This is a genomic window from Streptomyces sp. WAC 04229 (genome assembly GCF_003947455.1).
Classification (GTDB): domain Bacteria; phylum Actinomycetota; class Actinomycetes; order Streptomycetales; family Streptomycetaceae; genus Streptomyces.
Genome location: NZ_QHJH01000048.1, coordinates 1 through 11,995, shown reverse-complemented (window position 1 = coordinate 11,995; position 11,995 = coordinate 1). Strand labels below are relative to the sequence as shown.

General features: G+C 71.7%; 12 protein-coding genes. 6 read left to right on the top strand and 6 right to left on the bottom strand.

Annotated features, from left to right (window positions below; genetic code table 11):
• Nucleotides 1-110: 110 nt before the first annotated feature.
• On the bottom strand, nucleotides 111-752 hold the full coding sequence (locus tag DMH12_RS15800; RefSeq protein ID WP_125492214.1) for a DUF6758 family protein: 642 nt from the start codon (nucleotides 750-752) through the stop codon (nucleotides 111-113).
• 171 nt (nucleotides 753-923) lie between these two features.
• Here DMH12_RS15800 and DMH12_RS15795 point away from each other — a divergent pair, with 171 nt between their 5' ends.
• Nucleotides 924-2,147, top strand: a complete 1,224-nt coding sequence (locus DMH12_RS15795) for an MFS transporter (RefSeq protein WP_125492213.1) — start codon at nucleotides 924-926, stop codon at nucleotides 2,145-2,147.
• Between the two features lie 30 nt (nucleotides 2,148-2,177).
• On the opposite strand, the gene DMH12_RS15790 is transcribed toward DMH12_RS15795, so the two are convergent.
• Nucleotides 2,178-2,774, bottom strand: coding sequence for a suppressor of fused domain protein (locus DMH12_RS15790; protein WP_125492212.1), 597 nt, complete (start codon nucleotides 2,772-2,774; stop codon nucleotides 2,178-2,180).
• Nucleotides 2,775-3,298: 524 nt separating this feature from the next.
• On the opposite strand from DMH12_RS15790, the gene DMH12_RS15785 reads away from it, so the two are divergent.
• Complete coding sequence (locus tag DMH12_RS15785) at nucleotides 3,299-4,414, top strand: magnesium and cobalt transport protein CorA (protein WP_125492211.1); 1,116 nt, start codon at nucleotides 3,299-3,301, stop codon at nucleotides 4,412-4,414.
• A gap of 33 nt (nucleotides 4,415-4,447) precedes the next feature.
• Nucleotides 4,448-4,957: a hypothetical protein gene (locus DMH12_RS15780; protein WP_125492210.1), complete on the top strand. Its 510-nt coding sequence runs from the start codon at nucleotides 4,448-4,450 to the stop codon at nucleotides 4,955-4,957.
• Between the two features lie 29 nt (nucleotides 4,958-4,986).
• Here the strand turns inward: DMH12_RS15780 and DMH12_RS15775 are convergent, their stop codons facing one another.
• On the bottom strand, nucleotides 4,987-5,727 hold the full coding sequence (locus DMH12_RS15775; protein ID WP_185832340.1) for a hypothetical protein: 741 nt from the start codon (nucleotides 5,725-5,727) through the stop codon (nucleotides 4,987-4,989).
• 287 nt (nucleotides 5,728-6,014) lie between these two features.
• Between DMH12_RS15775 and DMH12_RS15770 the strand changes: the two genes are divergently transcribed.
• Genes DMH12_RS15770 through DMH12_RS15760 form a run of 3 tightly spaced genes read left to right on the top strand, consistent with a single transcriptional unit; the run spans nucleotide 6,015 to nucleotide 9,080 of the window.
• Nucleotides 6,015-7,322 carry a magnesium transporter MgtE N-terminal domain-containing protein gene (locus tag DMH12_RS15770; protein ID WP_125492209.1) on the top strand — a complete coding sequence of 436 codons (1,308 nt, stop codon included), beginning with the start codon at nucleotides 6,015-6,017 and terminating at the stop codon, nucleotides 7,320-7,322.
• The gene (locus DMH12_RS15765; protein WP_185832339.1) at nucleotides 7,306-7,902 is read left to right on the top strand and encodes a DUF1003 domain-containing protein; all 597 of its coding nucleotides are present in this window, start codon (nucleotides 7,306-7,308) and stop codon (nucleotides 7,900-7,902) included. Before DMH12_RS15770 ends, DMH12_RS15765 begins: the two co-directional genes overlap by 17 nt.
• A gap of 44 nt (nucleotides 7,903-7,946) precedes the next feature.
• Nucleotides 7,947-9,080: an Mrp/NBP35 family ATP-binding protein gene (locus DMH12_RS15760; RefSeq protein WP_125492208.1), complete on the top strand. Its 1,134-nt coding sequence runs from the start codon at nucleotides 7,947-7,949 to the stop codon at nucleotides 9,078-9,080.
• A 74-nt stretch (nucleotides 9,081-9,154) separates the two neighbouring features.
• On the opposite strand, the gene DMH12_RS15755 is transcribed toward DMH12_RS15760, so the two are convergent.
• The 3 genes from DMH12_RS15755 to DMH12_RS15745 all read right to left on the bottom strand — a co-directional run.
• Nucleotides 9,155-9,826 (bottom strand): hypothetical protein, encoded by a 672-nt coding sequence (locus tag DMH12_RS15755; RefSeq protein WP_161331888.1) that lies wholly within the window; start codon nucleotides 9,824-9,826, stop codon nucleotides 9,155-9,157.
• Nucleotides 9,827-10,042: 216 nt separating this feature from the next.
• Nucleotides 10,043-10,501, bottom strand: a complete 459-nt coding sequence (locus tag DMH12_RS15750; RefSeq protein ID WP_125492206.1) for a sec-independent translocase — start codon at nucleotides 10,499-10,501, stop codon at nucleotides 10,043-10,045.
• A 121-nt stretch (nucleotides 10,502-10,622) separates the two neighbouring features.
• A partial coding sequence (locus DMH12_RS15745) for a S1C family serine protease (RefSeq protein WP_260474221.1) occupies nucleotides 10,623-11,995 on the bottom strand: 1,373 nt, incomplete at its 5' end.

Below are 11,995 nucleotides of genomic sequence, written 5' to 3'. Positions count from 1 at the left end.
GACAAGGAGGGGACGCTCCAGGATAACCGGTGCCGCACCCCGCCCTGTCACAGCCGCGGCGGCCCAGCACCCCCTACACCGGGCCCGCGCCGAGGCGCCCAGGGCAGGACCTAGGGCTGGATCAGGCGGGGCGACAGGGCCCCGCACGGCACCAGGTCGATCTCGGCGCCGGCGTCCCGCAGGTCGGTCAGCACCAGTTCCTCGTACATCAGCAGCCCCGACCGCTCGGGCCACACGACGGCCCACAGCCACATGCCCAGGGCCTCCCCGGCGAAGACCGCGCGGTCGACGGGTCCGCCCGAGACGTGCCAGAGGGGGGTCGGGCGGCCGGCGGCCAGGACCTTGGCCTGGGGCGGCTTCTCCACGTTCATGTACGGCCCCGGGTCGGGGGCGTCGAGGCCGGCGTAGCGCGCGCCCAGACCGACACCGAGTTCCTCGGCGATCAGGATCAGCTCACCGATGCCGCCGAGCGGCCCCGGTCCGGAACAGGCCACCGCGGTCGCGCGGCCACCGGTGCGGTCGTCGCCCGCGCAGGCCACCCCGGTGAACAGCCAGCCGACCGGCAGCGGCCAGGGCATCCAGACCGGCACCTGGGTGCGGTGCACCACGACACCGAGCGCCTCGACGCTGGGCGGGAGCACGGGCTGGAGCGGATGCACGGTGCCGTGCAGGTCGCACTGCCAGGAATCGGCGAAGAGACCGGGAGCCCTGACCCGGCCACCACACTTCGGGCAACTGGGTTCGCCCCTCATACGGCCCCACGGTCCTACCCTCACTCCCCCACGTCAAGGACGATCACCCATCCGGAGGGAAGCCCGCGCCCCGGGCCTGGACTCGCAAAATTAAGTGTACGTTGCATTATTTAGCAGACCTAACTTAGTATGTGTAAACACCAACCATCTCGTCGGCATTGGAGCACTGGCATGGACCCCTTCGACGCGGGTGCGGGCGGCATCCTGCGACAGCCCAAGGCGGTGTGGGCGACGGCCGGCGCGTCCGTCGTGGCCTTCATGGGCATCGGGCTCGTCGACCCGATCCTGCCGTCCATCGCGAAGGGCCTGGACGCGAGCGCCGGCCAGGTCTCCCTGCTGTTCACCTCGTACTTCCTCATCACCGCGCTCGCGATGCTGGTCACCGGCTTCGTCTCCAGCCGCATCGGCGGACGCAAGACCCTGCTGCTCGGGCTGGCCTTCGTCGTGGTCTTCGCGGGCCTCGCGGGCACCTCCGACACGGTCGGCCAGCTCGTCGGCTACCGGGCCGGCTGGGGCCTGGGCAACGCGCTGTTCGTCTCGACCGCCCTCGCCGTCATCGTCGGCGCCGCGGCCGGGGGCAGCGCGGCGGCGATCCTGCTCTACGAGTCCGCGCTCGGCCTCGGCATGGCGTGCGGCCCGCTGCTCGGCGCACTGCTCGGCGACGCCAGCTGGCGCTACCCGTTCTTCGGCACGGCCTTCCTGATGGCGATCGGCTTCCTGTGCATCACCGTGTTCCTCAAGGAACAGCCGAAGCCGGCCCGCAAGACGTCCCTGCTCGACCCGATCAGGGCGCTCGGCCACGGCGGCCTCGCCTCCGCCGCGGTCTCGGCCTTCTTCTACAACTACACGTTCTTCACGGTGCTGGCCTTCACCCCGTTCGTGCTGAACATGACCCCGTACAAGTCCGGCGCGGTCTTCTTCGCCTGGGGTGTGCTGCTCGCCGTCTTCTCGGTCCTCGTGGCACCGCGCATGCAGAAGCGGTTCGGCTCGCTGAAGGTGCTCGGCGGCTCACTGGTGCTGCTCGCGGCCGACGTACTGGTCCTCGGCTACGGCGACCACACCACCGCGATCGTCTGCACGATCCTGTCCGGCGCGTTCATCGGCGTGAACAACACCGTCTACACCGAGCTGGCCCTCGGGGTGTCGGACGCGCCGCGGCCGGTGGCGAGCGCCGGGTACAACTTCGTGCGCTGGTTCGCGGCGGCGGCCGCGCCCTACTTCGCGCCGAAGATCGAGGAGTGGACCGACATCCACATGCCGTTCGTGGTGGCGGCCGTCACCGCCGTGCTGGGCGCGGTCGTGGTCCTCGTACGGCGCCGGGCGCTCACCCACGAGGCGACGGAGCTGGAGACCGGGCACGCCACCGAGGACAGCGTCACCGTCTTCGCCAACTGAGGAGCGGGGAGGCTCACTTGGTGAGTTCCGTCACTCCAGTGGGACGGACCTGCGGGACGGATCGCGCAGGTCCGTCCCGTGCGTCAGCCAGCGCTCCTGGAGGGCCTGCGCGCCGTGCACGCGCTTCCAGGCCGCCTCGTTCGGCGTCATCGGCAGCAGCGGCAAGAACCGTACGGGGTCCAGCGGGGCGTCCAGCTCCAGGTCCTCGACCAGGCCGCCCGGCTCGGCGACCAGGACCGAGGTGAACGGCGCCCCGGGCCACAGCGCCTCCCCCACGTCCAGCGAGGCGCCCGGCGCCACGATCACGCCCTCGACCTGCGGGGAGGCCGCCAGCACCGCGAGCGGCCGCAGCACCTTGCCGGTGTCGGCGAGGCCGGCCCGGACGGAGAGCACCAGCTCGGCGCGGGGCCCCTTGACGGGGTCGGCGAGCGGGGCCGTGGGGTCCGCCATGGGCTGCGCCGCCATGCCGAGGGTGGCATAGCGGACGATGTCGCCCTCCTGGCCCGCGGCGGGAAAGCGCAGCACCTCGATGCGGTCGGTGCCGAGGAAGGTGACCGCCGCGCGTGCGTCCGGTTCGCCCAGCGCGCTGCGCAACCGGGCTTCCACCAGAGGAAGAACATCAGCCATGCGGCGAGCATAGAACTCGTCGTGAACCGGCAAAGCGGCGCCTTGACACCTTGGGTGACTGGTACTCTGGGCCAGCGGTTCGGGGCAGCGCTCAGCGCATCGCGATCAAGCACCCGACGCTATGAAGACTCCCCTACGGGGAACCCCTCCAAACAAGGGGTATGGATCGTCCCTCACGAGGGACCGGCCGGAGGAGGTGGGCGGCATGGACCGAAGTCGACCGTGCAGTACCACCCGCTCTTCCGGCCACTGACGCAGCTGTTCCGGTTCCCGCCGCTGCCGCTTTCCGTCCGCGCGCCCTTCCCGCGGAAGAGCACTTCGTCTCGTAGTGCCTGATCCGATCCCTCGACGCCCCTCGCGTCGATCCGTGTCAGCAGCTGAATCAGCAGCGAAGCCGGCCACCGCGACGGTGCGGTGCCCCCCGCTTTGTGGACGCGCCGAGCACGCGTAGCCAGGACGTCCCCATTCCGGGCGGTTCCACCCGTCTCCGGCCCCGTTCGCTGCCCGTCGCGAAGGAGCCTGCCATGTCGATGATCCGTGACCTGCGCGCCGCGGTCCGCCCGTCCCGCGTCTCTCTGCGCAAGGACAACGGCGCCTACGACACCACCCGCGACCCGGGCAACCCGTCCGCCGTCGTCGACTGCGCCGTCTACCGCGACGGTGCCCGCGTCGAGACGGAGACGCCGCTGACCCCGCACACGGCGATGCGCCAGGTGCGCCGCGACGGCGGCTTCGTGTGGATCGGTCTGCACGAGCCCACGGAGGACGAGTTCGCCGGTATCGCCCGGGAGTTCGGGCTGCACCCGCTGGCCGTGGAGGACGCCGTCCAGGCCCACCAGCGGCCCAAGCTGGAGCGGTACGACGACTCCCTGTTCACGGTCTTCAAGACCATCCACTACGTCGACCACGACGAGCTGACCGCCAGCAGCGAGGTCGTCGAGACCGGCGAGGTCATGTGCTTCACCGGGCGGGACTTCTTCATCACCGTCCGGCACGGCGGCAAGGGCTCGCTGCGGGCGCTGCGGCACCGGCTCCAGGAGGACCCCGAGCTGCTGCTCAAGGGCCCCTCGGCGGTGCTGCACGCCATCGCCGACCACGTCGTGGACGGCTACATCGCGGTCGCCGACGCGGTGCAGGACGACATCGACGAGGTCGAGACGGAGGTGTTCTCGCCGGGCCGCAAGGGCAGCCCGCGCGGAACGGACGCCGGCCGGATCTACCAACTCAAGCGCGAGGTGCTGGAGTTCAAGCGGGCGGTGGCGCCGCTGCTGCGCCCCATGCTGCTGCTGAGCGAGCGGCCGATGCGGCTGATCGACCCCGAGATCCAGAAGTACTTCCGGGACGTCGCCGACCACGTGGCCCGGGTGCAGGAACAGGTCGTGGGCTTCGACGAGCTGCTGAACTCCATCCTCCAGGCCAACCTCGCCCAGGCGTCCGTCGCGCAGAACGAGGACATGCGCAAGATCACCTCGTGGGCGGCGATCATCGCCGTACCGACGATGGTGTGCGGGGTGTACGGGATGAACTTCGACTACATGCCGGAGACCCACTGGAAGTTCGGGTATCCGCTGGTCCTGTCCGTCACCGTCGTCCTCTGCCTGGGCATCCACCGCACACTCAAGCGCAACGGCTGGCTCTGACCGGGGCGGGCGGGCGCTGGATAGGCTGACCGCATGACACGCGAGCTGCTCGACCAGGCCCTCGTCGAGGAGGCCACGAAGAAGTCCGGCCTCATCTGGGCCAAGGGCCCCGGGGTGCCCGCCCGGGCGCTCTGGCACGTCTGGCACGAGGGCGCGGCCTGCGTCGTCGGCGACGGGCCCGGCGAGCAGCCGCTGCCGGGCCTGACGGACGGGGCCGCGGCCGAGGTGACGGTGCGCAGCAAGGACAAGGGCGGCCGGCTGGTCACCTGGACCGCCCGGGTCGTGGAGCTGCCCTCCGGCTCCGAGGCGTGGCAGGCCGCGGTCGCCGACCTCAAGGGCAAGCGCCTCAACGCCCCCGACGGCGAGGCGATGACCGACCGCTGGGCCCGCGAGTGCCGGGTGCTCCGGCTGGAACCGACCGGGACCACGGCACCACTGCCCGACGACGCGCTGTCCGAGCCGCCCCTGCCCACGTCGGCGACGACCCGGAACCCGGCACCGGCCGGACTCCCCCGCCTGCTGCTGAAGCGGCGCCGCCGGTAGGGCCGCACAGCCCCGTGACCTGTCCGGCCCTAGGACGACGGGAGCTGCTTGCCGTAGTCCAGGGTGTCGTCCTTCGGGGGCTCCTTGAGTGCGAAGTCCTTGTTCCAGTCCGAGAAGCTCAGCGTGCCCGCGCTGCCCGCCCGCACCAGCCGCAGCGGGTACGGCGCGCCCTCCAGGGAGACGTCGAGCGAGCCGCCGGCGCCGTCGTCGCCGGTGATCCGGATGGTGCGGACGCCCGCCTGCTCGTGCCGGCCGTCGGTCTTGACCTCGCCGTGCAGCGTCAGCAGACCTCCGAGGAGGACGTCCTTGTCCGTGAAGCCGCTGAACTTCTTGTACACGGGGTCGTCCTGCGGCACCTTCACGTACTTGCCGGCCAGCTTCTCGGCGGCCTTGGCGTCGCCGCCGTCGTGGCTCCAGAACCCGGCGTCGGCCTTGAGGAAAAGCTGCTCCCCGACGCGCAGCAGTCCGAACGTCGTCCCCTCGGCGGCGACCGAGCCGGTGCCTCCGTCGGCCTTCAGCCGCATGTCGAGGCGGTACGTGCCCCCGCCGGCGGCCACGGTGCCGTGCAGGCGTACCGCCTCGGCGGACTGGGCCACCGCGCGGGACTTGGTCTGGATCGTGTCGGCGGGGAGCTTCCCGAGGCCGTTGGTCCCCGCGTCCGGGTCCTCGCCCCCGCATCCCGTCAGCCCCGCGCCCGTCACCGCGGCCAGGGCACACACCACGCCCTTGAGAGCGGCCCTGCGGACACGGCGCCGGGGAGTCACAGACACAGGTGGAACTGCCTTTCTGACAGGGGCTGACACGACGTGGAACGACGCCGGTGGCGGGCTGACCGCCCGGGCGGCGTACCGCAGCGTACCGGGGCCCCGGAAGGCGAACGGAGCCAGTCCGTCCGGACCGGCCGCCAGGGCACGGCCGATCGGGACGGGCTAGCCTGAAGCCCGTCCGAGCGGGCAATTCGGAAAAGAGACACCGTACGAATCAGCCGTCACGCATCAGCCGTCACGCACTCTGAGCCACGCACTCTGAGGCACGCTTACGAAAAGGAGCCACGGCCATGGCAGCGGGCGCCCCCCGGATCTTCGTCTCCCATCTCTCCGGCATCGCCGTGTTCGACCCGGCCGGCGACCAGGTGGGCCGGGTGCGCGACCTGGTCGTCATGCTCCGGGTCGGCCGCAAACCCCCGCGGGTGCTCGGGCTGGTCGTCGAACTCACCACCCGCCGCCGCATCTTCCTGCCCATGACCCGCGTCACCGGCATCGAGTCCGGCCAGGTCATCACCACCGGAGTGGTCAACGTCCGGCGCTTCGAGCAGCGGCCCACCGAGCGCCTCGTCTTCGGCGAGCTGCTCGACCGGCGGGTCTCGCTCACCGAGACGGGCGAGGAGGTGACCGTCCTCGACCTGTCGGTGCAGCAGCTGCCGGCCCGCCGGGACTGGGAGATCGACAAGGTCTTCGTGCGCAAGGGCAGGAAGGGCGGCGCCTTCCGGCGGGCCAAGGGCGAGACCCTCACCGTCGAGTGGTCCGGCGTCACCGGCTTCTCCGTGGAGGAGCACGGGCAGGGCGCCGAGAACCTCCTCGCCACCTTCGAGCAGCTGCGCCCCGCCGACCTCGCCAACGTCCTGCACCACCTGTCCGCCAAGCGCCGCGCGGAGGTCGCCGCCGCCCTCGACGACGACCGCCTGGCCGACGTACTGGAGGAGCTGCCGGAGGACGACCAGATCGAGATCCTCGGCAAGCTGAAGGAGGAGCGTGCCGCGGACGTGCTGGAGGCGATGGACCCCGACGACGCGGCCGACCTGCTCGGCGAGCTGCCCGAGGCGGACAAGGAGCGGCTGCTGAGCCTGATGCAGCCGGACGACGCGGCCGACATGCGGCGCCTGATGGCCTACGAGGAGCACACGGCGGGCGGTCTGATGACCACCGAGCCGATCGTGCTGCGGCCCGACGCGACCGTCGCCGACGCGCTGGCCCGGATCCGCAACCCCGACCTGTCCCCGGCGCACGCCGCCCAGGTCTACGTGTGCCGGCCGCCGGAGGAGACGCCGACCGGCAAGTACCTGGGCACCGTCCACTTCCAGCGCCTGCTGCGCGATCCCCCGTACACCCTGGTCGGGTCGATCCTCGACGACGATCTGCGGCCCCTGGACCCGGACGCCGCGCTGCCCGTCGTCGCCGGGTTCTTCGCCGCGTACGACATGGTCGCGGCACCGGTCGTGGACGACTCCGGGTCGCTGCTCGGCGCGGTCACCGTGGACGACGTACTGGATCACATGCTGCCCGACGACTGGCGGGAGACGGAGTACCACCTCGACGAGCCGGCCGGGGCGGCGAAGGAGGGGAGCGCCGATGGTGCCCGATCGTGAGACGGCGACCCGGGAGCGGGCCGCGTCGGGAGCCACCGCCTCCCGTTCCCGGGCCCGCCTGGACCAGCCCCGCGCGCCGCGCCGCCGCATCCTGCCCGAGTGGGACCCGGAGTCCTTCGGCCGGCTCTCGGAGCGGGTCGCGCGGTTCCTGGGCACCGGGCGGTTCATCGTCTGGATGACGGTCGTCATCATCCTGTGGGTGGTGTGGAACGTGTCCGCGCCGAGCGGGCTGCGGTTCGACGAGTACCCGTTCATCTTCCTGACGCTGATGCTCTCGCTGCAGGCCTCCTACGCGGCCCCTCTCATCCTGCTCGCGCAGAACCGGCAGGACGACCGGGACCGGGTCAATCTCGAGCAGGACCGCAAGCAGAACGAGCGGTCGATCGCGGACACCGAGTACCTGACCCGGGAGATCGCGGCACTCCGCATCGGCCTGGGCGAGGTCGCCACCAGGGACTGGATCCGCTCCGAGCTGCAGGATGTGCTCCGGGACCTGGAGGAGCGGCAGAACGGCCACCACCCCGACCGCGGGGTATTCCCGGCGGATCGCCCTCCGGGGCGTGACGTACACGACCGCTGACGGGGCTTACCCTGCCCGGTGTGCGGCGCCGTACCATCGTCACTATGGCTACGGAAGACGCGGTGCGCGAAGCACTGGCGACGGTGAACGACCCCGAGATCAACCGGCCCATCACCGAGCTCGGGATGGTCAAGTCGGTGGAGATCGGTGCGGACGGAGCGGTCGCGGTCGCCGTGTACCTGACCGTCTCCGGCTGCCCCATGCGGGACACCATCACACAGCGGGTGACCGACGCGGTCGCGCGGGTCGAGGGCGTCACGCGCGTCGACGTCGAGCTGGACGTGATGAGCGACGAACAGCGCAAGGAGCTGGCGAGCGCCCTGCGCGGCGGCCAGACCGAGCGCGAGGTCCCCTTCGCCAAGCCGGGCAGCCTGACCCGGGTCTACGCGGTCGCGTCCGGCAAGGGCGGCGTCGGCAAGTCGTCGGTGACGGTGAACCTGGCGGCGGCGATGGCTGCGGACGGCCTCAAGGTCGGGGTCGTCGACGCCGACATCTACGGCCACTCCGTGCCGCGCATGCTGGGCGCCGACGGACGCCCCACCCAGGTCGAGAACATGATCATGCCGCCGTCGGCGAACGGCGTGAAGGTCATCTCCATCGGCATGTTCACCCCGGGCAACGCCCCGGTCGTCTGGCGCGGCCCGATGCTGCACCGCGCGCTCCAGCAGTTCCTGGCGGACGTGTACTGGGGCGACCTGGACGTCCTGCTGCTCGACCTGCCGCCCGGCACCGGTGACATCGCGATCTCGGTGGCCCAGCTGGTGCCGAACGCCGAGATCCTGGTCGTGACGACCCCTCAGCAGGCCGCAGCCGAGGTGGCGGAGCGCGCCGGGGCCATCGCCGTGCAGACCCACCAGAAGATCGTCGGCGTGGTCGAGAACATGTCCGGCCTGCCCTGCCCGCACTGCGGCGAGATGGTCGACGTGTTCGGCACGGGCGGCGGCCAGTCGGTCGCCGACGGCCTCACCCGCACCACCGGAGCCTCCGTGCCGGTGCTCGGCGCCATCCCGATCGACGTCCGGCTCCGCGAGGGCGGCGACGAGGGAAAGCCCGTCGTGCTGTCCGACCCGCAGTCCCCGGCGGGCGCGGCCCTGCGCTCGATCGCGGGCAAGCTGGGCGGCCGTCAGCGCGGCCTGTCGGGCCTGTCGCTGGGGATCACGCCGAAGAACAAGTTCTGACCCTCTCCGCGGGGTGACCGGGGCGCTGTCCGGCGGGACGGCGCCCCTCGTCGTGTACGGACGGCCGCCGGGCGTCAGACGTAGGCGGCGATGTCCTTGACCACGGAGAAGGCCAGGCCGTACGCGCTCATGCCCCGGCCGTAGGCGCCGAGGTGCACGCCCTGCTCGGTGGAGCCCGCGAGGACCCAGCCGAACTCGGACTCCCGGTAGTGGAACGGCGTCGGCACGCCGTCCACGGGAAGCGACAGGGTCGTCCAGTCCTCGCCGTCGAGGTCGTCCGCGAGGACCCAGGCCGTCTCCGTCTGCTGCTCCAGCCAGTCGTCGCGCAGCGAGTGGTCCATCTGGCCGGGCCAGGTGAAGGACAGCAGGCCCACGCCGGCGAGCCAGGCCGCCGAGGAGACCGAGGTCGCCTCCAGCAGGCCCGTGCCGTCGGCGCTGCGCCGGTCCGGGTTGGCCGCCACGGTCACGACGACCGCGAACTTCTCCTTGGCGTCCTGTTCGTCGCCCGCGACGTGCTCGTTGCGGACCGACGGTTCGTCGCCGTGCCCGATCGAGCCGTGCTCGACGGTGCCGTCGGCCGCCGTACCGAGCTGCATCAGCCTGCGCGGTCCCGTGAACGCCTCGTCGAGGCCGTACCACGGGAAGGGCGCACTCAGGTAGCCGTCGACCGTCTGCCGGCCGGACGGGGACTGTGGTCCACCCTCCGCGGCCGGCGCCTGTGCGACCGCCTGACTCGTCGTCTCCATGTGCCCGGACGCCTCCTCGCGCTCGTCGGGCCGGAACGGCCCGCCCCCCTTCGGGCGCACTCGTCCGGTCCGCACAACAACTCGGGAAGCATAGCCACACCACTGGCGGCAGCCGGGAAAGCGCCCGGCGCGTGGTCGCCCCGAGGCCGCCATCGGGCCCGGTACGCCCCGTCCGGAGTATGAGACGCGTCACCCTCGGTACGGCGGCGGGTGGGCTCAGGTGGCGTCGGCGTCGAAGGGCGGGCGGTCCTCGGCTGCGGGCTTCTCGGGCCTCTCGGGCTTCTTCGACATGTCGATGCGGCCGCCGCCCGGACCGGACGAGGACGCGGACCCGGACGACGAGGACTCCGTGTCGCGGCTGTGCACCGCGTCGGTGACCTCGGCCATCTCCTTCTTCAGGTCGAAGCCGTTGCGGAGTTCCTTGAGCCCCAGCTCGTCGTTCTCCATCTGCTTGCGGATGAACGTCTTGGGGTTGAGGTCCTCGAACTCGAAGTCCTTGAACTCGGGGCCCAGCTCCTGGCGGATGTCCTGCTTGGCGCTGTCCGAGAACTCCCGGATCTTCCGGATGGTGCGCGTCACGTCCTGGATGACCTTGGGGAGCTTGTCCGGACCGAAGACGAGCACGGCGAGAACAACGAGCGCGACCAGCTCGAGTGGTCCTATGTCATTGAACACCTGAAGCTCCTTGGGATGTCCGGGCCGCCACCACGGTACCCGCCGACCCCGCGTGACCGGTACCGTCCCGTGAGTCCCGAGTGCGTGTGTGCGAGCGCTTTCCGAATTGTTTGCCTTCCGCTCAGTCGCCGTCGGAGGAGCCGAGGACCAGGGAGACCTTTGTTTCCTTGCCGCCGCGTTCAACGGTGAGTTCGAGGCGGTCGCCGGGGCGGTGGGCGCGGGTCTTGACGATCAGTTCCTCGCCGGAGTGGACGCGTTGTCCGTCCACCGCGGTGATCACGTCACCCGGCTTGAGGCCGGCCTTGGCGCCCGCACCGCCCTTGGTGACCGCCGATCCGTCGGCGCCGACCCGGGCGCCGTCACCCGTGTAGTTCATGTCGAGGGTGATGCCGATGACCGGGTGGCTGGCCTTGCCGGTGTTGATCAGTTCCTCGGCGACGCGCTTGCCCTGGTTGATGGGGATGGCGAAGCCGAGCCCTATGGAACCGGACTGGCCGCCGTCCGACTCGGCGCTGCCGCCGCCCGCGGAGCGGATGGCGGAGTTGATGCCGATGGCCCGGCCCTGGGAGTCCAGGAGGGGCCCGCCGGAGTTGCCCGGGTTGATGGGTGCGTCGGTCTGGAGGGCGTCGACATACGACACGTCGCTGGCGTCGCCCTCCTCGCCGCCGGCGGTGATGGGGCGCTCCTTGGCGCTGATGATGCCGGAGGTGACCGTGCCCGCGAGGTCGAAGGGGGCGCCGATGGCCACGACGGGGTCGCCGACCCGGACGTTGTCGGAGTTGCCGAGGGGCATGGGGGTGAGGCCGCTGACGCCCTTCACCCGCACCACGGCGAGGTCGTATCCGCTGTCGCGGCCGACGACGGTGGCCTCGGCGGTGTCGCCGCTGTTGAAGGTCACCGTTATCTCGCCGCCGTCTCCGGCGGGGTCCACGACGTGGTTGTTGGTCAGGATGTGGCCGCGGTCGTCGAGCACGAAGCCGGTGCCGGTGCCCGCGGCGTCGCTGCCGCTGACGTGCAGGGTCACCACGCTGGGCAGGGCGCGGCCGGCCAGCGCCGCGACGCTGCCGGGCGCCCGCTCGGCGGACTCCGCACCGGCCTGCGGCAGCTCTACGGTGCCCACGCCGCCGTTGCGCTCCAGGTAGACGCCGATGGCGCCGCCCACGGTGCCGGAGATCAGCGCGATGAGCAGCGCTCCGCCGATCAGCGCCTTCCTGATCCCCCTGCGCCGCTCGTCCGGCGCCCCCGGGGGCCTGCCGCTGTGCTGGAGGGGCTCCGGGGCGGGCGACGCGGCCCAGGGGTCGTAGCGGCCCCAGGGATCTAGCGGGGGCTCGGCCCCCTGCACCGCCGTCGGCTCGGGAGCGTGGCCGGCCGCTCCCACGGGCTCGCCTGCCGGGGCGGGCGCGGGGATGCCGAGGGACGCCGCTTCACGCGTCGCCGCGGGCTCCCGGGCCGGAGGGACCGGGGGGGGCACCCGCGGCGCCCGCAGGATCGCAC

Coding starts and splice junctions, on each gene's coding strand:
- DMH12_RS15780 (WP_125492210.1), top strand. CDS start 4,448: ATGACACGCGAGCTGCTCGACCAGGCCCTCGTCGAGGAGGCCACGAAG.
- DMH12_RS15785 (WP_125492211.1), top strand. CDS start 3,299: ATGTCGATGATCCGTGACCTGCGCGCCGCGGTCCGCCCGTCCCGCGTC.
- DMH12_RS15755 (WP_161331888.1), bottom strand. CDS start 9,826: ATGGAGACGACGAGTCAGGCGGTCGCACAGGCGCCGGCCGCGGAGGGT.
- DMH12_RS15800 (WP_125492214.1), bottom strand. CDS start 752: ATGAGGGGCGAACCCAGTTGCCCGAAGTGTGGTGGCCGGGTCAGGGCT.
- DMH12_RS15795 (WP_125492213.1), top strand. CDS start 924: ATGGACCCCTTCGACGCGGGTGCGGGCGGCATCCTGCGACAGCCCAAG.
- DMH12_RS15760 (WP_125492208.1), top strand. CDS start 7,947: ATGGCTACGGAAGACGCGGTGCGCGAAGCACTGGCGACGGTGAACGAC.
- DMH12_RS15790 (WP_125492212.1), bottom strand. CDS start 2,774: ATGGCTGATGTTCTTCCTCTGGTGGAAGCCCGGTTGCGCAGCGCGCTG.
- DMH12_RS15765 (WP_185832339.1), top strand. CDS start 7,306: ATGGTGCCCGATCGTGAGACGGCGACCCGGGAGCGGGCCGCGTCGGGA.
- DMH12_RS15770 (WP_125492209.1), top strand. CDS start 6,015: ATGGCAGCGGGCGCCCCCCGGATCTTCGTCTCCCATCTCTCCGGCATC.